The sequence below is a fragment of the Hydrotalea sp. GW822-HT8A01 genome, from assembly GCF_058798575.1.
This window is the reverse complement of record NZ_CM179506.1, coordinates 123,648-148,350: the sequence shown is the minus strand read 5'-3', so window position 1 is coordinate 148,350 and position 24,703 is coordinate 123,648. Positions and strand designations below refer to the sequence as shown.

Sequence of the window (24,703 nt, the reverse complement as noted above, 5' to 3'; positions counted from 1 at the left end):
ATGGCATAAAATACAGGTATTTATCCAATATTTACCTGATGTATAATTTAATGCTCTATAACAGGTTTTTTGCCCAAAATAACCGGCATTTATGTATGTTTTTATGAAAGTATTGTTTTACAGTTTTGTGACTGAATTTTAAATGTATATACATACTTTTGCAATGATATGATGCAGGTTTTAGATATTTTAAAAGTAGCCCATAAAAATGGGATTGAGCCAAGCATGGATTTGTTGTATCAGAAAGCCCAGCATATTCCTGGATCTATTCAGTATGATATTAGAAGATATTATGCACAACATCCCTGGGTGGCAGAAGATACTGGTATGATGGTATATCATTATGATGAAGCCCGACCTGATAAGAACTATTTGGAACTTCGTTTTTGTACCACCGGTAATCGGTATTGCGAAGAAAGAAGTTGTTCTTTTTGCAGTCAGCTACCTACTGAAAGTTGTGATGGGAAAATACAAACGGTAGATGTTTTTACTTTTCATTTTACAGCAACTTTTTTATATCAGTTTACGCATAATGTAAAATTAAATAATCGGAAGGATGAAGTTTTGGCTTTTAAACATCCCCATGCTTTCACCAAAATTTTTACAGTTTGCAATAAAAAACGTAATATTTTAGACGGTTTGTTAAACCACAGTTATACCGGCGCTTTAGAGAACATATTTGTGAATGCAAAAATTCATGAATTATTGTTATATAGTTTAGATTGTTTGGTGGATGAAAAAGAAGAAGGTTTTTCTTGTAAATTTTTATCAGATCAACGGAGCAAGGAACAAATTTATCAGGCACGAGATCTTTTATTGCAACACATTGGCGATCCTATTACCATAAAAGAATTGAGTCGTAAAGTTGCCATGAATGAATGTTACCTGAAAAAAGGATTTAAAGAAATTTTTGGTACAACCATTTTTGATTTTTATCAGCAACAAAGAATGGAACATGCAAAATACCTTTTATACGAGAAGGGGTTGAGTGTTACAGATGTATCGGCTTTGTTGGGCTATTCTTCCATATCACATTTTTCTGCTGCATTTAAAAAGCATACCGGATTAAAACCTTGTGACTTATTAAAATAAAAGATAACCCCCTGTTTTCATAAAAAAGAGGAAGTCTCAAAAGTAAAATGAAGCGTTTGAGAATGGCTTAAATGAAAACTTTCTCCACCCCCTACCGAATAAAAAGAGGCTGCCTCGGACTTTTGAGACTGCTTCTTTTTATTTCATATTTTGGTTACATCATCTCCTGTAAACTTTCTTTACTGGCTTGAATGGTTGCATCTAAATCCTGGTAGGTAAGTGCATTATTCAAAAACCAGCTCTCAAAAGGGGATGGTGGTAAATATATTCCTCTTTTAAGCATTGCGTGAAAGTATTGCTTAAATAATTCATTGTTGGCTGCTGCGGCAGTTTCAAAATTTGTAACGGGCTGCTTGCTAAAATGCACACTGATCATAGAACCTAAACGATTAATGATAAAAGGTATTTTAGAAGCAGTAAATACTTCCTGCAACCCTTGATGCAAATAAGCCGTTTTGTCATCTAACTCCTGATATATGGAAGGATTATTTTTTAATTCATTTAATAATGTATAACCCGCAATCATTGCAATAGGATTGCCGCTTAATGTTCCGGCCTGGTATACATTTCCCAACGGCGCAATGTGTTGCATGATTTCTTTTTTACCTCCAAAAGCGCCTACCGGCATACCTGCACCAATTACTTTTCCATAGGTAATTAAATCAGCGTCAATGCCTAACCGCTCTTGTGCGCCACCGGGGGCCAACCGAAAGCCGGTCATTACTTCATCAAAAATGAGTACGATATGATTATCGGTACAAATTTTTCGTAATCCTTCCAGAAATCCTTTTTCAGGAAGGATGCAACCCATATTGCCTGCAACGGGTTCTACAATAATGGCGGCTATTTCATTTGGATTTGCTTCAACTAATTTTTTTACGGCATTTAAATCGTTGTAGGCGCAGGTTAACGTATCGGAGCTAACACCTGCAGGAATACCTGGTACGGTTTGTATATTAAATGTGGCCACGCCGCTGCCTGCTTTTACCAAAAATGCATCTGCATGTCCATGATAATTTCCTTCAAATTTGATGAATTTATTTTTACCGGTATATCCTCTGGCTAATCGTAGTGCACTCATACAGGCTTCTGTTCCGCTGCTGACCATTCTAATTAAATCAACATTGGGTGCCATACTTTTAATTAACTCGGCCATACAAATTTCTAAGGAAGTAGGAGCGCCAAATGAAGTAGAATCTACTGCTTTTTCCTGTATGGCTTTAATAACCGGCTCGTAAGCGTGACCAAGTATCATCGGGCCCCATGAAGCAATATAATCGATGTATTGATGATTGTCTTCATCAAATAAATAAGCGCCTTTTGCTTTTTTTATAAACAAGGGTGTACCACCTACGTTTTTAAAAGCCCTAACCGGCGAGTTTACCCCACCGGGCATGGATTGTTGTGCACGGTTAAACAATTGCCGGCTATTTTCTGTTAGCATAAAAATTTATTTATTTCTGATAACCTTAGTGATGCTTTGTTATTCATTTCCATCCAATAAAGTTGTAAAGGCTTTTACCGATTTGGTTGGCTTAAATTCTATGATATTCCACTCTGCCAGTTTGTTAACATAAAATGGATCTTCAGCCATAATCTGTTCTATTGTTTTTCTACTATCTGCATTTGCCAAAATGATTCCACCGGTGCGTGGTTCTTTTCTGCCGGAAGCAATAAAATTGCCGGACTGATAATATTTTTCCAGAAAAGCAATATGGGCTTCCATATGCTGATCAATTAAATTAGTGGATACTTTGTAAGTAATATCTACAATAAACATAAAGTTGTTTTTAAGTGTACAAACTGAATTGCTATTGTTTTGGATTAGCTAAGCAACATAACTGCCTGTTTTGCAAAATAAGTGGCAATTAAGTCGGCTCCGGCTCTTTTAATAGAAGTAAGGCATTCAATAATAGCTTTATTTTCGTCGAGCCATCCACGTTCTGCTGCAGCTTTTATCATGGCATACTCTCCGCTAACATGATAAGCACTCACCGGAATGGTTACTGCGTTTTTTACTTCCCGAATAATGTCTAAATAAGCCATAGCTGGTTTTACCATCACAATATCAGCACCTTCTTCAACGTCTTGCAATGTTTCGTTAATGGCTTCCAGACGATTTGCATAATTCATTTGATATGTTTTTTTATCACCAAATCCCGGTGCGCTGTCTAAGGCATCTCTAAATGGTCCGTAAAAGCAGGAAGCGTATTTAGCACTATAGCTCATAATACCGGTTTTTGTAAATCCGCTTTCTTCCAATGCTTTTCTAATGGCTCCAATTCTTCCATCCATCATATCGCTGGGTGCAACTATATCTGCCCCTGCTGCTGCATGGCTAACACTCATTTTCACTAAAGCCTCAACGGTTTCATCATTTACAATTTCACCATCTTTTACAATGCCATCATGCCCGTATATGGAATAGGGATCTAATGCTACATCTGTCATTACAATCATTTCAGGTACGGCATCTTTAATGGCTTTTATACTTCTTTGCATTAAACCGTTGAGATTCCAGGCTTCTTTGCCTTCATTATCTTTGGTTTCATCTAATGCTTTTACAAACAGCAATACACTTTTTATACCGAGGCTGTATAATTCTTTAATTTCTGTAACCGTTATATCTAAACTGTTTCTGTAATAGCCCGGCATAGAGCTAATTTCAGTTTTTTGATTGATACCTTCATCAATAAACAAAGGAGCAATAAAATCGTTAGGCGTTAAAACAGTTTCAGCAAGCAAACTTCTTATGGCTGCCGATTTTCTTAATATTCTATTTCTTTTTTGTAAATACATTTTATTAAAATTATATGATTAACATTGATTGGTTTGTTGTATTCATTCATCAATGGTGATGGATTGATGCTCGTTGATCCAATCTTTGGGATGCAGACAGGCATCTAATAAAATGGCTTCAGGCGTTCCTGCTTCCGGTTGGTAATTATAGTTGAAGCGAACGGTTGGTGGCAAGCTCATTAAAATACTTTCTGTTCTTCCATTTGTTTTTAGGCCAAATATGGTACCACGGTCGTGTAATAAATTAAATTCTACATAACGGCCACGCCTTATTTCCTGCCAAAATTTATGTTGTGCTTTAAACGGAGTATTTTTTCTTTTTTCAACAATAGGTAAATAGGCATCTAAAAATGCGTTTCCACAAGCCTTTGCTAATCCCAGCCAAAATTGTTCATTTCTTTCGGGTGTGGGTTTTTGGTGATCATAAAATATACCGCCAATGCCTCTCCGTTCATTTTGCCGGTGTGTGTTTACAAAATAATTATCGCAGGTTGTTTTAAAAAGAGGATAGAAGGATATATCAAACTGATCGCAGGCATTTTTGTGTGTTTGGTGAAAATGAATGGCATCTTCATTCAATAAATAATAGGGGGTAAGATCCGTTCCACCTCCAAACCATCTGTCTATCACTTTATTATTTTCATATAATTCAAAATAACGATAATTGCAATGTATGGTAGGTACAAAGGGATTGTTGGGATGTATCACTAAACTTAAACCACAGGCAAACCATTCATCGCCGTTCATTTGTAATTGTTTGCGCATGGGATCGCTAACGGTACCATATACTACAGATGTATTTACGCCACCTTTTTCAAAAACATTTCCATCGGCAATTACTCTGGTTTTTCCACCGCCACCTGTACCATCGGGCTTACGTTGCCATTCATCTTGTACAAAAACAGCTTTGCCATCTGCCATTTCAAGTGCAGTGCAAATCGTATCCTGAAGGGTATAAATAAATTGTATCCATTCTTCTCGAAATGCTGTTGTATGGGTGGCCGGTAAAAAATTTGTTTCCATGATGAATGCTTTATGCTAACTGGCAGGTTGCCATTCTTTAACTGTATCAACAAATGCTTTAGCATGGTCAACCGGAACATTGGGTAAAATTCCATGCCCTAAATTAGCAATATGTTTTTGTGGACCGAAAGCTTGTAACATGGCAATTACTTCTTTTTTTATAACAGGTATGGGCGAGAGTAGTTTTGCCGGGTCAAAATTACCCTGTAAGGTAATGTTGTTGCCTGCAAAATTCCGTGCTAATTCAGGCGGCGTACACCAGTCAATTCCTAGTGCTGCTGCTCCTGTTTGAGCCATCGCAGATAAGCTGTACCATGCACCTTTGGCAAATACAATTACCGGAACACTGGGTTTGATTGCTGAAACAATTTGTTGGATGTAAGGAAGTGAAATGGTTTCAAAATCTTCTTTGCTCAATAACCCGCCCCAACTATCGAATATTTGCACCGTATCGGCACCGGCAACCACCTGAGCCTTTAAATAGGCAATGGTTGTATCTGTAATCATTTGCAATAATTGGTGTGCCAATGCGGGTTGTTGGTAACAAAATGCTTTGGCTTCATCAAAAGTTTTAGAGCCCTTTCCCTGCACCATATAACAAAGCAGCGTCCAAGGCGCACCAGCAAAACCAATTAATGGAACTCGTCCATTGAGTTCTTTTTTAATGAGCTGAATGGCTTCAAAAACATAGCCTAATGTTTCGTGTACATCCGGTACGCGAATCCGCGATAAATCATTTACTGTTTGAATAGGGTTGGGTAAAATAGGCCCTTTGCTTTCAATTAACTGCACTTCAAGGCCCATAGCCTGAGGTACTACTAAAATATCAGAGAACAATATAGCTGCATCAACACCAATAATATCAACAGGCTGTAAAGTAATTTGGCAGGCTAATTCGGGTGTTTGGCAACGCTCAAAAAAACCATACTTATTTCTTAATTCCATGTATTGTGGTAAATACCTACCGGCTTGTCGCATCATCCAAACAGGCGAACGTTCAGTTTTTTCACCTCTTAAAATTCTTAGAATCAAATCGTTTTTTAATACACTCATGCTTTAATGTTAATCGATTTAAAATAGTTCATTGCTAATTCAATCATTTGTTCTTTTCCGGGCCATTCACTAGTAATTATTTTGTTTTGAACATAGGTATGTATGGTTGCTGCAGTTGTTTTACCAATGGCAAATAAAACAGTGGCTAACGGTATGGTATTTACGGAGAAGAAACTATGAACAGCACTTGGGCTAAAAAAAATAATACCCTGATAATTTTTTGATACTTCAACGGGTGTTTGTATGGTATTGTAAACAATAACCTGTTCAGTTGGAAATTGGTTTGCGGCTAAGGTTTCAGGAAGTTCATCCATTCGTTGATCACCACAAAAAAATACTAACGCGTTTTCGGGCCGGTGCTCAATAATTTTTTCAGCCAGTAAACCCGCACTTTTAGCACTGCCTTTAAAATGTTTTTCGCCAAAAAACTGAATAATTTTTTCTTTGGTAATACCGCCTAAACAATAAATATCCCATTTGGGAACTTGCGGTAATTGGGCTGTAACTGCATCTACTGCATTCATGCTGGTAAAAAGAGCCGTAATTTTTTTTTCAGCCAATTCGTGAATGGTTTGTGTAATTAATTCATTTATAATGGGACTGGTTTCAATAAATGGGATACAATCAATGGTAATGCCTCTTGTATTGGCATTGATTATAATGATAGGGTCTAATGGACGAGTGCATAAAATGGGTATGGTACTATTTTTTTGCATGGTGAATTGATTCGATGATCGTTTTTGCGCCGGTTGTTAAAAGTTCTTCAGCAGCTAATCTGCCTAAGTTTACAGTATCTGAAAGGGTTGTTTTTTTTTCTATTTTAAATTGTTGTTTGCCATCTGGGCTGGTAATATTTCCCTTAAAGTAAACCTCATTATTTTCAATCGTGGCCAAAGCACTGACAGGGGTAGAACAACCGCCCATTAAAGTTTGTAAAAAATCGCGTTCTAATTTGGTACAAAGCTCGGTATTTGGATCGTTTAGTTGATTTAATTTTTTAAAAGTTTCAGTATCATCTTCCCGGCATACAATTACAATGGCACCTTGTGCAGGTGCAGGAAGCATCCAGTCTAAATGCATGGATTGTGCGGGGCGTAATGCAATTCGTTCTAATCCTGCAGCAGCAAATATGGCTCCATCCCAATTGCTTTCTGCTACTTTTTTTAATCGGGTATTCACATTGCCTCGTAAATTTTCAATAGTATGATTTGGGTAATGGTGCAGCCATTGTGCTTTTCGGCGAATACTACTGGTGGCAATAATGGCATTAGATTGAGCGTCTGATAAAAAATCTGTATTGTTTTTGAATACCAATATATCCTTGTATGATGCTCTGGGAAGAACAGCAGCCTGCACAATGCCTTTAGCTAACTGTGTAGGTACATCTTTCATTGAGTGTACAGCAATATCAATGGTTTTACTCAGTAATGCTGCATCTAATGTTTTTGTAAACACCCCTTGTACGCCAATGGCATATAGTGGAGTAACCAAATCAATATCGCCATCGCTTTTTATATGTTTTAATTCACTTTGAATATGGTGTTTACTTAATAGCGTTTGTACCAGTGTTGCCTGCCAAACGGCTAATTGGCTTTCTCTGGTTCCAATTTTAATTATACCCATGATTTAAATAAAATCAGTTACTGCTGATGGTGATAAAATCGTTAATAGCTTCAATAAAATTACAACCGGGTTTGTAATTGCTGCGTAATTTAACAGCCATGTTTTTTACTGCTTTTTGAACAGCCTCATTTGTACTGGTACTGTGGTTATTGGCTGTATAAACAGCATTAAACATTTCACAGTGGTTCATGTCTTCTAATTTCTTTTTTACAGCCTTAATAACCGGTACAAATTTTCTGCTGTCTAACCACTCAAAAAATTCGGCTTCAAATTCGTGAATAATGGCTGATGCTTTTGGAATTTCTGCCTGGCGTTTTTGTAGAGTAGCATCATTAATTTTTGCTAAATCATCTACATTTACTAACGAAATATGAGCTAATTGGGCGGTATCGGGATGAATATTATTGGGAATTGACAAATCAATCAGAATTTTTTTACCCGAGTTAATAAAATTCTCTTTAAATAAAATAGGAGCTTCTGCATTGGTGGCTACAATAATGACATCTGCTTTTGCTGCTAAAGTGGGTAAAGTTTGGTAAGTGGCTGAACCAATACCGAGTTCTGCAGCCAGTTCAGCTGCTTTTTCATTGGTTCTGTTGATGAGTGTAATATTAGTTGTATCTAAATAATCAATCAAATTTTTGCAAGTGTTTTTGCCAATTTTACCTGTTCCAATTAATAAAATATTTTTTTGTGGTATGAAATGAAGATGCTCTTTCAGGTATTGAATGGCTGCAAATGATACAGAAACAGTGCCACCGCTTAAAGCGGTTTGGTTTTTAATGGTTTTAGAAGATTGTAGTGCGGTGTTAAACAATCTTTCCAGAAATGAACCTACAAATCCACGTTCTTTTGCAAACTTAACTGCCAATTTCATTTGCCCTACAATTTCATAATCGCCCAAAATTTGCGAATCCAATCCGGCACCAACAGAAAAAATATGTGTTACCGCTTCTTTTTCTTTTTTTATATAACAACGTTCTAAAAATATTTCTTTTGAACCCACAGTTTCACTGCAAAGCAGGTTAATAAGGTCAGAAGCCTGGTTAGCAATGCCATAAATTTCAGTGCGGTTACAGGTGCTGAGTATTACCACCTCTTTTATAGAAAGGGTAGAAGCTTTTTGTAAAATAGCGGCATATTGTTCGGGGCCAATGGCGTATTGACCTCTTACAGAAGCATCTGTTTTTTTGTAATTAATACCAATGGCAAAAAAATTCGATAAGTTTATCATCTGCTGGTCTTAATATGGTTCCTTTTATAAACGCAAAAGTATTCCGCTTGGATGGCAGAAATGTATGACTTAGGTCATGTCTCTGTCATTTAATTGTCATTTTACCAGATTTGAATACGATTTACCGGTTTACTGTACTTTTTTATGGCTGTTCCAAACCAATTCATATTTTGTTTCGTTGTTACGAGTAATAAAATGCAAACAACCTGTTTGAAACAATTTTTGAAATAATACATTTGCTAACATTTATTTTTATGCACCAAAAGAAAAAAGGGGTTATTTTAATGAATCTTGGTTCGCCGGATTCAACATCTGTAAAAGATGTGCAACGATATTTGAAAGAGTTTTTAATGGATGAACGTGTAATAGATGTTCCATATTTTTTCAGGCTTTTATTAATTAAAGGCATTATTGTTCCATTCAGGGCACCTAAATCGGCAGAGGCATATAAAACCATCTGGACAGATGCCGGTTCGCCACTCATTGTTTTAACCCAACAGTTAAAAGAGGCTGTTCAGCAGCTTATTCAAATGCCGGTTACTGTTGCTATGCGTTATGGAAATCCATCACCTGAGGCTGCTTATCAATCATTATTAGAACAAGACCCTGATATTGAAGAAGTTTTATTATTTCCATTATATCCGCATTATGCCATGAGCAGTTATGAAACGGCAGTGGAATATATGAAGGAGGTGCATCAAAAAATGGGGTATAGATTTAAGTTGCAAACCATAAAACCTTACTACAACCAGCCCGAATATATTCATGCTCTTGCCAACAATATTCAACCCTATTTACAACAGGAATATGACCATATTCTATTCAGCTATCATGGTATACCAGAACGACATATTCGAAAAAGTGATACAACGGGATGCCATTGCCTTCAGGTAAAAGATTGCTGTAATGTGTCATCCATTGCACACCAAACCTGTTATAGACATCAGGTTTTTGAAACCACTAAACTGGTAACTGAAAAGTTGCATATACCGAAAGAAAAATTTAGTGTTTCTTTTCAGTCTCGATTAGGCAAGGGGTGGCTACAACCCTTTACAGATAAGCGATTGGAAGAAATGCCATCACTGGGCATCAAAAAATTGCTCATTCTTTGCCCGGCTTTTGTAAGTGATTGTCTGGAAACCTTAGAAGAAATTGCAGAACGTGGTAAAGAAAGTTTTATGCATGCAGGTGGTGAAAGTTATACTACCATTCCCTGTTTAAATACACAGCCGCTTTGGGTAGCCACTATCAGTAACTGGATAAATGCTTATGAAAATGGTGCAAGCAATATGTTGTTGAATTAATCTTATCTTTAGTAAGATGTATCTATACTTGAAGGCTGCACATATTATTTTTGTTGTTACCTGGTTTGCGGGTTTGTTTTATATGCCTCGCTTGTTTATTTATGCTACTGAAGCAGGCGATAAACCAGAGCCTGAACGCACTATTCTGAGAAATCAGTTTGCCATTATGATGAAGCGTTTATGGTATGGCATTACCTGGCCTTCTGCAATTATTACTTTATTATTAGGCACTTCTGTTTTAATGGAAGGTGGTTGGTGCCTGTTATTGTTTAAATCGGAGGGTAAATGGTTACTTGTAAAATTGGTTTTAGTGTTATTTTTATACGCGTATCATTTTTCATTACAAATATTGGTAAATCAGGAGGTACATGGCATTTACCGATACAGTTCACAGCAATTGCGCATTTGGAATGAGGTAGCTACTTTGTTTTTGTTTGCAATTGTGTTTTTGGCAACAGTTAAACAAAGTATTAGTTTGTTGTGGGGATTTGTTGCTCTACTGGCGTTGCTTTTAGTACTGTTAAGTGCCATTAAAATTTATAAGCTGCTACGAAACAAATAAACAATCATGCGCAAAAAAATATGTATTACTGCTTTGTTTGCTATTGCTTTTATTGAATTGTTTGCTCAAAAAAATATGCAAAATAATTATGTAATTTATGATGTTGCCCAACACAAAACCATTGATTTGGGTGAATTAACAACCGCTTTAATACACACACAGGTTGTATTTTTTGGGGAAGACCACAATGATGCAGTAGCACATTATCTGGAAGATTCCTTATTTAAAGCGTTGGTGCAGGAAAAGAAAAATGTTGCGTTGTCATTAGAAATGTTTGAAACCGATTGTCAGGCACCATTGAATGAATATGTAGAAGGATTTATTACTGAAAAACAATTTTTGGCCAACACACGTCCGTGGAATAATTACAGTGATTATAAATCAATGGTAGAAACGGCTAAATACAATCATCTTCCTGTAATAGCAGCCAATGCTCCCCGCCGTTATGTAAGTTTGGTACACCAAAATGGTGTTCAAACCTTATTAAGATTGGATCAATTATCAAAATCTTATCTGCCTCCATTGCCATTTTCTGCTGCCGAAGTAGCCTATCAACAAAAATTTGAAGGTATTATGGGTGGGCACGAGCAATTCAATCAAAATATGTTTGATGCACAAAATTTATGGGATGCTACCATGGCTAATAGTATTTACCGGTTTTGGAAACATCATAAAAGTTATACTGTTTTTCAGGTAAACGGGCGTTTTCATAGCGATGATAAATTAGGAACTTATGCACGTTTGCGGGCATTATCCCGTAAAATAAAAATGCAAAGTATTAGTTGTTATAACGAAGAGCAATTTACCCATCCCAACTGGGTTGCATTGAAGCAGCAGGCTGATTTTATTATCATTACCAATCCAGAAGTTCCAAAATCATTCTAATTAAATTGCTTTACTAAACTGTGGGTTGTGCATTGATTCATGTACGTGATTGCGCAATAAACGCAAATCAAATGCTCTACAAATATTTCTAACAAAATTTTTGCCTAAAGGCGTTACCGTTAGTTGGTGTTCATCTAATTCAACCAATCCATCTAATTCTAATTTTTCCAATTCAGGAATTACAAATTTTGTAATCATAGCTTTGTCTGCATCATGCAAAACTGTTTCGCCATTACAGCTAATGTCTAAAATATATTGTTTAAAGTGAAGGTCTTCTTCCGTTAAAATAATGCCCTTGGTTACAGCCAGTGTATTGTTGCATACTGTCTCATAATAATTGTGCAGGGTTTTTTCGTTCTGAGCAAAAGCTGTCCCCATATCGCTTATGGCCGAAACACCCAAGCCTATCATATTATTGGTTTGCTGGGTAGTATAACCCATAAAGTTTCGGTGTAATCTTTTTTCCTGTTGTGCAATATACAGGGTATCGTTTGGCAATGCAAAATGATCCATGCCAATATCAACATAACCGGCTGCAGTAAGCATTTCTTTGCCTAATTGATACAACTTCATTTTTGTATCCACATCCGGCAGGTCGTGTTCATCAAACAAGCGTTGGCCTTTGCTGGTCCATGGCACATGGGCATAACTGTAAAAGGCAATACGGTCAGGTTGTAAAGCAATGGTTTGTTCAATAGTAGTGCGCATGCTTTCAACTGTTTGGCGGGGTAATCCGTAAATCAAATCAAAATTTACAGAGGTATATCCCGTTTGTCGCGACATATTGACTGCCTGCTGCACTTTTTCAATAGGTTGTATGCGGTTAATCAGTTTTTGTACCAGTGGATTGTGGTCCTGAATACCAAAGCTAACCCTGTTGAAACCTAAGTTATGCAGTGTTTCCAAATGTTGCAAGGTTGTATTATTGGGGTGTCCTTCAAAACCAAATTCATGCTGGGGATGCACTTCAACGGTTGCTAAAATTGAACTGATTAAATAGTGTAAATTTTCCGGAGAAAAAAAAGTGGGTGTGCCGCCGCCTAAATGCAGTTCACGCAACAAGGGTTTGCCGGGCATTAATTGTAAATACAATTGCCACTCTTTTAAAATGGCTGCTAAATATTCGGTTTCAACCTGATGATTGGTGGTAATTTTTTTATTGCAGCCGCAATAGGTGCAGAGCGATTCGCAAAAAGGCAAATGAATATATAGGCTTAATCCTGATGCATCTTTACTGAATGCTGTTTGTACCAATTGTTCCCATGCCGGTAACGATATGGTTTCATTCCAAAATGGAACGGTTGGATAACTGGTATACCTGGGTACAGGAACATTGTATTTTTCTAATAAATGATGACTTACCTGCATACTCCTCAATTTTCAACAAAGCTAAATGCTGTGTTTAGGCTGTACTATGATTGTTGTCATACCGTGTCAAAAATTCCGGCATTTTGGTATGTAAGTTATCCTACATTCAGTATTTAACTATCTTCATGTTTCATTTTTATCATTGCTTTATGAGAAAAATTTATTTGGGGGGATGTATCCTTCTTTTTAGCGCTTGTGTTCAAAAAAAACAGGTAGATACCATTGTTTACAATGCACATATTTATACCGTTAATGCGCAGTTTGATACGGCAAGCGCCATGGCCATTCAACAGGGGAAGATAGTAGCCATTGGTAAAACAGACAGTATTCTGCAACATTTTTCTGCTAAAGAAATGCTAAATGAAAATGGAAAAACCATATTTCCCGGTTTTATTGATGCGCATGCTCATTTTGTAGGCTATGCTCAGGAACTATTTACCGCCGATTTGCGTAATACCAAAAGTTTTGATGAAGTGCTGGAACGCTTAAAAGTTTTTGCTGCCCAACATCCTAACCAACCCTGGTTATTGGGCAGAGGTTGGGATCAAAATAAATGGCCGGGTAAAGCTTTCCCTAACTCAGTTGCAAAATTAAACCAGCTTTTTCCATTTACTCCCGTTTTTTTAACTAGGATAGATGGCCATGCAGCCATAGCTAATGCCAAAGCAATGGATATGGCAGGAATTAAAGCGGGCCAAAAAATTGTAGGCGGTAGTTTTGAAACTTTTGAAGGCAGACTTACCGGTGTTTTAATTGATAATGCACAAAAGCCGGTATTGGCAGTAATGCCACTTTTATCTGCCAATGCTTATGCGGAAAGATTGATGGCTGCTCAGCAAAATTGCTTTGCCATGGGTTTAACAACTATTACAGATTGCGGTCTGAGTTACAAAGATGTATTGCAAATTGACAGCCTGCAAAAATCCGGTGCTTTAAATATGCAACTGTATATTATGCTGAGTGATGCCAAGGAAAATTACGACTATTTTTTGCCTAAAGGCCCCTATAAAACCGATAAATTGTTTGTTAACGGTTTTAAATTTTATGCCGATGGCGCTTTGGGTAGCCGCGGTGCCTGTTTGCTGCAATCCTATGCCGATAAACCCGGCTGGTATGGTTTTTTATTGAGTAATGCTTCACACTTCGATTCAATGGCCAATATTTTATCGAAAACAAATTTTCAAATGTGTACCCATGCCATTGGCGATTCCGGTAACCGTGTAATTTTACAGGTATACAACAAATATTTAAAAGGCAAAAACGACAGGCGTTGGCGCATAGAACATGCACAAATTGTTGCTCCGGAAGATATTGCTTTATTTGGTGCAGCTTCCATTATTCCTTCTGTACAGCCTACCCATGCCACCAGTGATATGTATTGGGATGAAAGCCGATTGGGTAAAACCCGGCTTAACAATGCCTATGCTTATAAAAATCTTTTAGCACAAAACGGCTGGCTGCCATTGGGTACCGATTTTCCGGTAGAAGACATTTCGCCCTTTAAAACTTTTTTGGCTGCAGTATTTAGAGTAGATAGTATCGGTTTTCCACCCGGAGGGTTTTTGCCCGAAAATGCCCTAAGCCGCGAAGAAGCCATTCGGGGTATGACCATTTGGGCTGCCCGGGCCGATTTTTTAGACAAAGAAACCGGCAGCCTTGAGCCTGGTAAAAAGGCCGATTTTGTTGTGCTTGATGCCGATTTAATGCAAATTCCCTGGAATCGGGTGCTGCAAACAAACGTGCTGGCTACTTATATTTCAGGCAAAAAAGTATACCAAAAATAAAAATAAAAGACGGGTTTTTTTCATGAAGTGGTTTCATGCTTTGTGGTGAATGACTGCTGTATCTTCTTATTGCATTAACAGATTCCTTACCTTCGCAACTTTTAAAACCGCATTGATAGTACAGTATTTATGAGCAATACATACCGCGAATTTCAGGCCTTACATTTACCTTCTATTGAAAAAGAAATATTGCAACGCTGGCAGCAGGAGCAAGCTTTTGAAAAAAGTATTTCTTTACGTGAAGGCGCACTGCCCTTTGTGTTTTATGAAGGGCCGCCCAGTGCCAACGGTATGCCGGGTATACACCATGTTATTTCCAGAACATTGAAAGATTTGGTTTGCCGCTACAAAACCATGCAGGGTTTTCAGGTAAAAAGAAAAGGAGGCTGGGATACCCATGGCCTTCCGGTTGAATTAGGGGTAGAAAAAGAACTGGGCATAACCAAAGAAGATATTGGTAAAAAGATTTCAGTTGAAGCTTACAATCAAAAATGTAGGGAAGCAGTTTTGCGCTACAAGGATAAATGGGATGAGATTACCACTAAAATGGGCTATTGGGTAGATTTGAATGACCCTTACATTACATTCGATAATAAATATATTGAAACCTTATGGTGGATTTTAAGTGAACTGTATAATAAAGGTTTACTATATGAAAGTGTAAGCATTCAACCATACTCTCCTGCGGCGGGAACCGGTTTAAGCAGTCACGAATTAAACCAGCCCGGCACTTATAAGGACGTAAAAGATACAAGTTGTGTGGCGATGTTCCGCTTACTGCCTGTTTCAATAATTGAGGGAAAATGGAGAGAAACATTTAGCAACTACCTCATTGAAACTGCCTCTAATTCCTGGAAAACTAATAAAGTAAAAAGTTCAGACGTTTTTCTTTTAGCCTGGACTACTACCCCCTGGACATTGCCCTCAAATTTGGGATTAGCAGTAGGGGCAGCTGTAGATTATGTACTCATTAAAACCTTTAACCCGTACACGCATTTGCCGGTAAATGTGGTATTGGCTAAAGATCTTATTCCAAAATATTTTAAGCAGGAAGCCGAAAATGCTGATTTTAACGGCTATTCTTCCGAATCAAAAATCATCCCCTGGCAGCAATTGGCCATTTTTAAAGGCAGCGAATTAGAAAATTGCCGTTACGAGCAATTAATGCCTTACGAAGCCAATCAGCCTGTATTAGCCGATGGTGAGCCATTTAGGGTAATGCTGGGCGATTTTGTTACTACAGAAGATGGTACCGGTATTGTACACATTGCGCCTGCATTTGGAGCAGATGATTTTAAAGTAGGAAAGAAATACGGCATCGGTATTTTAACGCTGGTAGATAAACAGGGTAAGTTTGTAGATGGCTTGGGCGAATTCAGTAACCGTTATGTAAAAAATTATACCGACGATCCGCAGTATCAGGATGTAAATGTAGATATCTGTGTAAAACTTAAAAAAGAAAACAGGGCATTTAAGGTAGAAAAATACGAGCACAGCTATCCCCATTGCTGGCGCACCGATAAACCCATTTTGTATTATCCGTTAGATGCCTGGTTTATTAAAACCACAGCGGTTAAAGACAGAATGGTGGCACTCAATAAAACCATCAACTGGAAACCCAAAAGTACCGGCGAAGGCCGCTTTGGCAACTGGTTAGAAAATATGGTAGATTGGAATTTGAGCAGAAGCAGGTATTGGGGCACACCCTTACCCATTTGGCGAACAGAAGATGGTGCAGAAGAAATTTGCATTGGTTCAATTGATGAACTAAACGCAGCCATTAAAAAAGCCAATGAGGTGTTAGGGGTAGAGGTAAATAAGCATTACCTGCATGAAGGTATTTTAGACCTGCACAAACCCTATGTAGATGCAATTGTTTTGGTTAGCCCTTCCGGTAAACCCATGAAACGGATACCCGATTTGGTAGATGTATGGTTCGATAGTGGCGCCATGCCTTATGCACAATGGCATTATCCGTTTGAAAATAAAGATTTGATTGATAAAAGCGCCGCTTTCCCCGCCGATTTTATTGCTGAAGGCGTTGACCAAACCCGTGGATGGTTTTATACGCTCCATGCGCTGGCAGTGATGTTGTTTGACAGTGTAGCCTACAAAAATGTAGTATCCAATGGGTTGGTATTAGATAAGAACGGTAATAAAATGAGCAAGCGCCTTGGTAATGTGGTAAATCCGTTCGATACAATTGAACAATTTGGTGCCGATGCCACCCGCTGGTATTTAATTACCAATGCCTCACCTTGGGATAATTTAAAATTTGATTTAGAAGGTATTAAAGAAGTACAGCGTAAATTTTTTGGCACCTTATACAATACTTATCAATTTTTTGTGTTGTATGCCAATGTAGATGGTTTTGCATTTAAGGAATCTTACATCCCCATTCAGCAAAGGCCTGAAATAGACCGTTGGATTCTCTCTTCGCTCCATTCCCTCATTCAAAAAGTAACCGATGCATTGAATGATTATGAGCCCACTATTGCCGGTCGTGCTATAGAAGATTTTGTTAATGAACAGCTCAGTAACTGGTATGTACGCTTATGTAGAAGAAGGTTCTGGAAAGGAGAATATGAAACTGATAAAATCAGCGCATACCAAACCCTTTATGAATGTTTAGAAACAATAGTGCAGTTAATGGCACCTGTTTCACCCTTTTTTAGTGAGGCCATTTTTTGTAATTTGAATGAAGTTAGCCGGCGTTATCAGGCTGCATCTGTTCATCATACAAACTATCCTAAAGCCAATGCAGCCATGATAGATGCTGATTTAGAAGAAAGAATGCAACTGGCGCAGGATGTGTGTTCCCTGGTTCTATCGCTTCGTAAAAAAGTAAACATAAAAGTTCGGCAGCCGCTGCAAAAAGTAATGATACCGGTTTTAAATGCCGATATGCAGCAGCAGTTAGAAAAAATAGCCGATTTAATTAAGGCCGAAGTAAATGTAAAAGAAATTGAATTTTTAACGGATGCGGAAGGTGTTATTCAGAAAAAAGTAAAACCCAATTTTAAACTGATGGGGGCCAAAATGGGCAGTAAAATGAAAATGGCAGCAGCATTAATTGGGCAATTAAATCAGCACCAAATCGGCATTCTGGAACGTGAAGGCAGTTTAATGTTGGAGTTGGAAGGGGAACAAATACCTGTTTTGCTGGAAGAGGTAGAAATTTTGGCAGAAGATATACCCGGCTGGTGTGTTGCTTCCAAAGCATCTTTAACCGTTGCTCTGGATATTACAGTGACTCCTGAACTGCAAAATGAAGGAAATGCCAGAGAATTAGTGAATCGTATCCAAAATATCAGAAAAGAGAGCGGATTTGAGCTAACAGACCGTATATTCGTACACATTATGGAAAATGCCGTATTAAAGCCTTCCATAATTCAATTTAACGATTATATTTGCCGCGAAATTTTGGCAGACGCTATTCACTGGGTACCAGATTTGCAGCAGGGTACAGCAATTGAAGTGAATGGTGTTTTGTTAAAACTGGCAGTAACAAAAAAAGGATAAAATGTATGGCTACCAAAAAAACTGCGCCTAAAAAAACAACAAAGCCTGCCGCTAAGGCAGCTAAAAAGGCAGCACCAGCCAAAAAAGTTGCTGCAACCAAAAAAGCAGCAGCACCGGCCAAAAAAGCGGCTCCCGTAAAAAAAGCAGGAACACCGGCTAAAAAAGCTATATCTGCAAAAAAAGCAGCACCTGCCAAAAAAGAAACGGTTGTTACCGTAAAAAAATCTGCTGCTGTGGTACAACCTGCAAAAAAAACAGTTACTGCAGGTAAAAAAACGATGCCTGCAACAAAATCAGTGGAAGCTATACATAAAACCAAGCACGAAAATATTCATTCTGAACCCATCAAACCCAGTAAAGCAGAAAAAGCTGCTACTGTTCCCACTATGCCAAAGAAAAAGCAACCTGAGCCATTGAAAGAAGTGAAAGTTCCTAAAACCAGTACCAAAACCAGTGTTCCTTATAGCCCGGGTTATACACCACTTGAAAAAAGAGTTGACATGGGTAAACCAACTGAATCAATAGTGCGCTATTCTGATGCAGAATTAAATGAGTTTAGAGAGCTGATTAATAAAAAATTAGATAGCGCCAAACGTGAATTAGCCTATTTGCAAGGTTTAATAACCCGTAAAGATGAATTGGGTGGCGATGAAAGCGAAGGCCGTTATATGACCATGGAAGATGGTGGTATGAGTATGGAAAGGGAACAATTAAGCCAAATGGCCAGCAGGCAAATTACCTATATTGACCATTTGGAAAAAGCGCTTATGCGAATTGAAAATAAAACCTATGGTATTTGCCGTGTTACCGGAAAATTAATTGATAAAGCCAGACTGCGTGCTGTTCCACATGCTACCTTAAGCCTTGAAGCCAAATTAGGTTTGGTGAAAGGTCCCGAAACAAGCAATGAATAAACTTTTACAAAAATAAAAATGGTTTAAGCTCGTTTTAAGTGGCTTTTTTATGGAATTGATTCCATTGATTAATGCACTTCCTGCATGGTTACCAATTTTTTATAAATACCTTCTAATTCAATTAACTGTTGGTGGGTGCCCCTTTCAATAATTTCACCTTTATCTAATACAATAATTTCATCGGCATGTTTAATGGTAGATAAGCGGTGTGCAATTACAATGCTGGTTCTGTTAAGCATCATATTATTAATGGCATCCTGCACCAGGCGCTCACTTTCAGTATCAAGAGATGAAGTGGCTTCGTCTAAAATAAGAATCGGTGGGTTGCGTAAAATAGCTCTGGCAATGGTAATTCGCTGTTTTTCGCCACCACTTAGTTTATTGCCCCGGTCGCCAATATTGGTTTTATATCCTTCTTCTTTTTGCAATATAAACTGATGGGCATTGGCAATTTTAGCTGCTTCTATAATTTGCTCCATTGTGGCATTTTCGGTGCCAAGGGCAATGTTGTTTGCAATGGTATCGTTAAACAAAATGGGTTCCTGTGTAACAATACCCATGTGTTTGCGTAAGCTATACAAGTTGTAATCTTTAATATTAATACCATCAATTAGTAATTCGCCTTCACTTACATCCTGAAAGCGTGGAATTAAATCTGCGAAGGTACTTTTCCCTGCACCACTGCTGCCTACAATAGCAACGGTACTTCCTTTGCGTATGGTGAGATGGATGTTTTTAAGTGTTGAAAATTCATCATAACTGAAGCTTACATTTTTAAATTCAATTTGATGTTTGAATTCTGTAAACTGAATTGGATTTTCTATTTCAGTAATTGAAATGGGTGCTTTTAAAATTTCTTCTATTCTCTGAATAGCCGAACTGCCGCGCTGTGCGTTGTAAAAAGCTGTAGACAGAGATTTGGCTGGATTAATAATTTGCGTGAAAAATAAAATGTAAGTAATAAAAGCATCAGGCTGTAAAAAGTTTTTGCCGCCAAGTACCAACCTTCCGCCAAACCACAAAATACAGCACATTACAATTACACCTAAAAATTCGGAAAGTGGAGATGCCAGATCTCTTCTGAAATTCATTTTATTCCGTATCTCATTCAGTTTATTATTGGTATAATAAAATTTACTGCCAATCAATTTTTCAGCATTAAAGGCCTTGATGATTCTAAGCCCACCCAGGGTTTCATCTAAAATAGACATTAGGGTACCCTGAAACTCCTGGGCATGGGTAGATTGTTTTTTTAATGAACGGCTTACCCTGCCTATAATAAAACCGGTTAAGGGTAACAAAACCAATAAAAAAAGCGACAGTGCCGGACTGAGAAAAACCAGCGTAAATAAAATAATAATGATGTTTAAAGGATCTTTTACCAATCCCTCCAACGTACCAATAATGCTCCATTCAATTTCATTGGCATCATTACTCATACGGCTAATAATATCGCCTTTGCGTTGTTCTGTAAAATATCCAACTGGCAATGCCAGAATTTTTGCAAATAAATCGCTCCGTAATTTTGTCATTACATAGTTGCGCATGGGTGTTAATACCCGGTATGACAAATAAATAAAAGTGTTTTTCAGAAAAATTGAGAGGATAATGATAATGCAAATAAAAGCCAGTGCATACATTTCACTGTGTGTTCTAATTAACTGGCTTAAAATATATTTCAGATAATTTAACATGCCATTGGCACTGTATGAAAAATCGGGTTTTACTTCCATCAATTTTTCCTTCCCGAATAATAATTGTAAAAAAGGGGCCAGCATAGCCAGTGAAACCAGCGAAAAAACAATGGATAACAGGTTAAATATTACGTATAAAACAATGTTCTTTTTTTGACTGCTTAGGTAAAACAAAATTCTTGAAAAACGCTTCATAGATAAAATATAATAAGAAAGCCGCAAAGTAACTAAATTTACCACCAAATAAACCTTAAAGATTATGTTGGAAGGAAAACGTCAAAAACAAGTAGCTGCTGTGTTGCAAGAGGCCTTGAATGAAATTTTTATGCGGCTCGGTTTAAATATGATAGATGGTGGAATGGTATCAATTTCTAATGTAAAGGTAACACCCGATTTATTGGAGGCCAGAATTTATATCAGCCTTTTTAAAATAGAACAACCCGCTGTTACCATGAAACGGATTGATGATCGTGCTTGGGAAATAAAAAAGCATTTAGCCGAACAGGTAAAACACCAGTTAAGGCGTATTCCGGTATTGCAATTTTATTTAGATGATACCCTTGATCATGTTTTTAAAATGGAAGCATTGTTTAAACAAATCAATACTTCAAAAAATGATGATGCTGCATCATAAAAAATATTATTGATAGCTCACCACTGAAAATTGTAACATTGAATTTTTTATTTGCCAGGCGATATTTTACCTCTAAAAAATCAACCAATGCTATTACCCTGATTGCATGGATTAGTATTACTGCCATTATGGTTGGAACAGCTGCTTTGATTATTGTTTTAAGTGTGTTCAATGGTTTTGAAGATTTGGTGAAAGGCCTGTATGCCGATTTTTATGCCGATATACGCGTAACACCACAAAAAGGAAAAACTTTTTTATTACTTCCTACGCAGTTGGGTCAACTTAAAAATATTTCCGGAATCGGATCTTATAGTTTAACTGCCGAAGAAAAAGCCCTGCTAGTAAACGGCGATAACCAAACAATTGTTCTTGTAAAAGGGGTAGATAGTAACTATACACGTATTAACAACATTCAATTGCATATGGTTCGTGGGTCTTTTGTATTGGGCAATGCTCAAAAACCACAATTAATTGTAGGAGCTGGTATAGAAAATGCTTTGGGATTAGATGTAGAGCGAAGTTTGTATCCGCTAACATTGTATATGCCCAATACACAATCGGATAATATGTTATCATCAGAAGGGCTTTACGCCTATAATATTTTACCCGCCGGTACTTTCATGATTCAGGAAGATTTCGATAACAAATATGTTTTTACCAATCTTGCTTTTGTGAAATATATGCTTGATATGCAGCCCAATGAATACAGTGCTATTGAAATTAAATTAACAAAAGATGCCAATACGAACAATGTACAGTTGCAAATTGAAAACTTGTTGGGCAATGCATTTAAGGTGCAAACCAGATATCAGCAAAACGAAAGTTTGTATACTGTTATGGAGGTGGAAAAATGGGTGATATATGGAATATTGTCAATTATATTAATTATTGCTGCATTTAATATGATTGGCGCATTAACCATGCTGGTATTGGAGAAGCAGAAAGATATTGCTGTTTTAAAAGCATTGGGCGCATCAGACGGGCTGATTCAAAAAATATTTTTAACTGAGGGTTTTTTATTGGCCATTACAGGTGGTGGGGTAGGAATGGTGTTGGCGCTCCTGATATGTTTCATCCAAATTAAATTTCATTTAATTGGGTTAGGCGGTGGAACGTTTATTATTGATTATTATCCTGTAAAATTAGTGCCCGGCGATTTTGTATTGGTAATGATAACGGTACTGGCTATTGCATTATTAGCTGCCTGGTTTCCGGCATACAAAGCAGGCAAAGAAAAATTATCGCTTAAAAGTTGAAATTAATGTGCAATAAAATTGTATAAAAAAAGCCGGCCATTCTATGAAACTGCCGGCTTTCATCTTTCTATCTTATTTTAATAATCACCTAAAGTTTCAGGTAATTGGTTTAAAGCATCAGCTAATTGAGCATCGCTGGGTGCAATACCATGCCATTCATGGTGTCCTTCCATAAAATTTACACCTTTCCCCATTACTGTTTTCATTAAAATGCAAATGGGTTTGCCCTGACCGGTTAACTTTTTTGCTTTATTTAAACCGGTAACTACCTCCTCCATATCATTGCCATTCATTTCTAAAACATGCCAGTTAAACGCATCAAATTTGGCTTTCAGGCTTTCTAAATTCATTACAACACTGGTTGGACCGTCAATTTGCTGGCCATTATAATCGATAGTAGCAATTAAATTATCTACTTTATGGTGTGCTGCAAACATAATGGCTTCCCAGTTTTGACCTTCTTCCAACTCTCCATCACCGTGTAAAGAAAAAACAAGGTGTTTATCACCATTTAATTTTTTTGAAAGTGCTGCTCCAATTGCTACACTCATACCCTGTCCTAAAGAACCGCTGGCTACGCGTACACCTGGTAAATGTTCATGAGTGGTAGGGTGACCTTGTAATCTGGAATTTAATCTTCTGAATGTGCCGAGTTCTTTTACATCAAAATAGCCTTTTCTGGCTAAAACACTATAAAATAAGGGTGATATATGTCCATTGGATAAGAAGAAAATATCTTCTCCAATGCCATCCATATGAAAGGGAAGTTTGGTATCCATTATATCAAAATAAAGTGCAGTCATATAATCGGCACAACCCAATGAACCGCCCGGATGTCCGCTCTGCACATCATGTACCATCCGTAAAATATCTCTTCTAACTTGCGATGCTGTTTTTTCTAATGTTGCTATGTCTGCCATAAATACTAATTTGGTTTGGCAAGATAATTGATAATTGAATACCATCCGCATCGGGATGCATAATGTTAGCCCGATATGATTTTTTTACAATTTTATGTACAATTGTTAAAAATTTAAAAAACATCTATCTTGCCTTTGTAATTCTACCCCTCTAACCAATAACTAAAGCTGTAAAAAATCCTGCAATGGAGAAAATTATTATTGGGGGCCTACTCTCTTTTATTATAACACTACTTGCAATTCCGGCAATTATTCAAATTGCAAAGATGAAAAAGTTGTATGATGTACCTGACGATTGGAAGATACATCATACGCCTGTTTCCTCATTGGGCGGTGTTGGTATTTTTGCAGGGTTTCTTATTGCATTTTTGTTGTTGAGCGATTTGGCTCCCCGGGTGCATGGCTTTCCATTTTATATAGCAGCTTTTGTGGTGGTTTTCTTTTTTGGTGTTAAAGATGATATTTGGTAATAACACCTTTAAAAAAGTTTTTAGGTCAGTTGGCTGTTGCTATTATTTTAATGTATAAAAACCAGTTGCTGATTGATGATATGCATGGTTTTATGAATATTGGTATCATTCCTCCTGTATTTAGTTACCCACTTATCATGTTTACAATTATTGTTGTAATGAATTCTTGCAATTTAATTGATGGTGTAGATGGCTTGGCTGTCTCTATAGGATTCATTACCTGCACTTTGTTTTCTGTATTTTTCTATTTAAATAATGATTGGTTTTTTGCGTTGATGGGCATCTCTATGTCAGGGGCATTGCTGGCTTTTCTTCGCTTCAATTTTTCACCTGCCAAAATTTTTATGGGCGATACGGGTGCTATGCTATTAGGCTTGGTCAATGCAATTTTGGTCATTCATTTTATTAAAACTGCTGAAGGCTCTCATATTTTACCAGTTTACGCTGCACCTGCTATGGGATTTGGTATTTTGTTATTGCCTTTATTAGATACACTTCGTGTATTCAGTTATTCGTATTTTTAATAAAAAGTCACCTTTTTCGGCTGATCGAAATCATTTACACCA

22 protein-coding genes are annotated in these 24,703 nt (G+C 37.3%); 11 read left to right on the top strand and 11 right to left on the bottom strand.

Annotated features, from left to right (window positions below):
• Window positions 1-168 precede the first annotated feature (168 nt).
• Window positions 169-1,092, top strand: coding sequence for a helix-turn-helix domain-containing protein (locus tag AC3QLY_RS00655; protein ID WP_074419814.1), 924 nt, complete (start codon window positions 169-171; stop codon window positions 1,090-1,092).
• 154 nt (window positions 1,093-1,246) lie between these two features.
• Here the strand turns inward: AC3QLY_RS00655 and hemL are convergent, their stop codons facing one another.
• Genes hemL through hemA form a run of 8 tightly spaced genes read right to left on the bottom strand, consistent with a single transcriptional unit; the run spans window position 1,247 to window position 8,824 of the window.
• Complete coding sequence (hemL, locus tag AC3QLY_RS00650) at window positions 1,247-2,536, bottom strand: glutamate-1-semialdehyde 2,1-aminomutase (protein ID WP_074419333.1); 1,290 nt, start codon at window positions 2,534-2,536, stop codon at window positions 1,247-1,249.
• Between the two features lie 39 nt (window positions 2,537-2,575).
• Window positions 2,576-2,872: a YciI family protein gene (locus AC3QLY_RS00645; protein ID WP_074419332.1), complete on the bottom strand. Its 297-nt coding sequence runs from the start codon at window positions 2,870-2,872 to the stop codon at window positions 2,576-2,578.
• Window positions 2,873-2,916: 44 nt separating this feature from the next.
• Window positions 2,917-3,891, bottom strand: coding sequence for a porphobilinogen synthase (hemB, locus tag AC3QLY_RS00640; protein WP_074419331.1), 975 nt, complete (start codon window positions 3,889-3,891; stop codon window positions 2,917-2,919).
• A 42-nt stretch (window positions 3,892-3,933) separates the two neighbouring features.
• Window positions 3,934-4,914 carry an oxygen-dependent coproporphyrinogen oxidase gene (gene hemF / locus AC3QLY_RS00635; protein WP_074419330.1) on the bottom strand — a complete coding sequence of 327 codons (981 nt, stop codon included), beginning with the start codon at window positions 4,912-4,914 and terminating at the stop codon, window positions 3,934-3,936.
• A gap of 15 nt (window positions 4,915-4,929) precedes the next feature.
• The gene (gene hemE, locus AC3QLY_RS00630) at window positions 4,930-5,967 is read right to left on the bottom strand and encodes a uroporphyrinogen decarboxylase (protein WP_074419329.1); all 1,038 of its coding nucleotides are present in this window, start codon (window positions 5,965-5,967) and stop codon (window positions 4,930-4,932) included.
• Window positions 5,964-6,683, bottom strand: coding sequence for a uroporphyrinogen-III synthase (locus tag AC3QLY_RS00625; protein ID WP_074419328.1), 720 nt, complete (start codon window positions 6,681-6,683; stop codon window positions 5,964-5,966). Before AC3QLY_RS00625 ends, hemE begins: the two co-directional genes overlap by 4 nt.
• Window positions 6,670-7,590, bottom strand: a complete 921-nt coding sequence (gene hemC / locus AC3QLY_RS00620; protein ID WP_074419327.1) for a hydroxymethylbilane synthase — start codon at window positions 7,588-7,590, stop codon at window positions 6,670-6,672. Before hemC ends, AC3QLY_RS00625 begins: the two co-directional genes overlap by 14 nt.
• 13 nt (window positions 7,591-7,603) lie before the next feature.
• Complete coding sequence (gene hemA, locus AC3QLY_RS00615) at window positions 7,604-8,824, bottom strand: glutamyl-tRNA reductase (protein WP_218330478.1); 1,221 nt, start codon at window positions 8,822-8,824, stop codon at window positions 7,604-7,606.
• 254 nt (window positions 8,825-9,078) lie between these two features.
• Between hemA and hemH the strand changes: the two genes are divergently transcribed.
• The 3 genes from hemH to AC3QLY_RS00600 are packed head-to-tail and all read left to right on the top strand — an operon-like array spanning window position 9,079 to window position 11,575.
• Window positions 9,079-10,128, top strand: a complete 1,050-nt coding sequence (gene hemH, locus AC3QLY_RS00610) for a ferrochelatase (RefSeq protein WP_074419325.1) — start codon at window positions 9,079-9,081, stop codon at window positions 10,126-10,128.
• Window positions 10,129-10,144: 16 nt separating this feature from the next.
• The gene (locus AC3QLY_RS00605; protein WP_074419324.1) at window positions 10,145-10,690 is read left to right on the top strand and encodes a CopD family protein; all 546 of its coding nucleotides are present in this window, start codon (window positions 10,145-10,147) and stop codon (window positions 10,688-10,690) included.
• A 6-nt stretch (window positions 10,691-10,696) separates the two neighbouring features.
• Window positions 10,697-11,575 carry a ChaN family lipoprotein gene (locus tag AC3QLY_RS00600; protein WP_074419323.1) on the top strand — a complete coding sequence of 293 codons (879 nt, stop codon included), beginning with the start codon at window positions 10,697-10,699 and terminating at the stop codon, window positions 11,573-11,575.
• Here AC3QLY_RS00600 and hemN read toward each other — a convergent pair whose 3' ends face one another.
• A complete protein-coding gene (gene hemN, locus AC3QLY_RS00595; protein WP_074419322.1) occupies window positions 11,576-12,943 on the bottom strand; it encodes an oxygen-independent coproporphyrinogen III oxidase in 1,368 nt (455 codons plus the stop codon).
• A 149-nt stretch (window positions 12,944-13,092) separates the two neighbouring features.
• Between hemN and AC3QLY_RS00590 the strand changes: the two genes are divergently transcribed.
• The 3 genes from AC3QLY_RS00590 to AC3QLY_RS00580 all read left to right on the top strand — a co-directional run bounded on the left by AC3QLY_RS00590 (window position 13,093) and on the right by AC3QLY_RS00580 (window position 19,163).
• Entirely contained in the window at window positions 13,093-14,727 is a 1,635-nt protein-coding gene (locus tag AC3QLY_RS00590; RefSeq protein WP_074419321.1) for an amidohydrolase, read from the top strand.
• Between the two features lie 129 nt (window positions 14,728-14,856).
• The gene (gene ileS, locus AC3QLY_RS00585) at window positions 14,857-18,249 is read left to right on the top strand and encodes an isoleucine--tRNA ligase (protein ID WP_074419813.1); all 3,393 of its coding nucleotides are present in this window, start codon (window positions 14,857-14,859) and stop codon (window positions 18,247-18,249) included.
• A gap of 5 nt (window positions 18,250-18,254) precedes the next feature.
• The gene (locus AC3QLY_RS00580; protein WP_179853201.1) at window positions 18,255-19,163 is read left to right on the top strand and encodes a TraR/DksA family transcriptional regulator; all 909 of its coding nucleotides are present in this window, start codon (window positions 18,255-18,257) and stop codon (window positions 19,161-19,163) included.
• Window positions 19,164-19,231: 68 nt separating this feature from the next.
• Here AC3QLY_RS00580 and AC3QLY_RS00575 read toward each other — a convergent pair whose 3' ends face one another.
• A complete protein-coding gene (locus tag AC3QLY_RS00575; RefSeq protein ID WP_074419390.1) occupies window positions 19,232-21,052 on the bottom strand; it encodes an ABC transporter ATP-binding protein in 1,821 nt (606 codons plus the stop codon).
• 64 nt (window positions 21,053-21,116) lie between these two features.
• On the opposite strand from AC3QLY_RS00575, the gene AC3QLY_RS00570 reads away from it, so the two are divergent.
• Complete coding sequence (locus AC3QLY_RS00570; RefSeq protein WP_081298668.1) at window positions 21,117-21,491, top strand: ribosome-binding factor A; 375 nt, start codon at window positions 21,117-21,119, stop codon at window positions 21,489-21,491.
• A 38-nt stretch (window positions 21,492-21,529) separates the two neighbouring features.
• The gene (locus tag AC3QLY_RS00565) at window positions 21,530-22,747 is read left to right on the top strand and encodes an FtsX-like permease family protein (protein ID WP_074419391.1); all 1,218 of its coding nucleotides are present in this window, start codon (window positions 21,530-21,532) and stop codon (window positions 22,745-22,747) included.
• A gap of 77 nt (window positions 22,748-22,824) precedes the next feature.
• Here AC3QLY_RS00565 and AC3QLY_RS00560 read toward each other — a convergent pair whose 3' ends face one another.
• Complete coding sequence (locus AC3QLY_RS00560; RefSeq protein WP_074419403.1) at window positions 22,825-23,667, bottom strand: transketolase; 843 nt, start codon at window positions 23,665-23,667, stop codon at window positions 22,825-22,827.
• A gap of 185 nt (window positions 23,668-23,852) precedes the next feature.
• Here AC3QLY_RS00560 and AC3QLY_RS00555 point away from each other — a divergent pair, with 185 nt between their 5' ends.
• Window positions 23,853-24,137, top strand: a complete 285-nt coding sequence (locus AC3QLY_RS00555) for an MraY family glycosyltransferase (RefSeq protein ID WP_143439129.1) — start codon at window positions 23,853-23,855, stop codon at window positions 24,135-24,137.
• Window positions 24,131-24,661 (top strand): MraY family glycosyltransferase, encoded by a 531-nt coding sequence (locus tag AC3QLY_RS00550; RefSeq protein ID WP_074419393.1) that lies wholly within the window; start codon window positions 24,131-24,133, stop codon window positions 24,659-24,661. Before AC3QLY_RS00555 ends, AC3QLY_RS00550 begins: the two co-directional genes overlap by 7 nt.
• Window positions 24,662-24,703 lie beyond the last annotated feature (42 nt).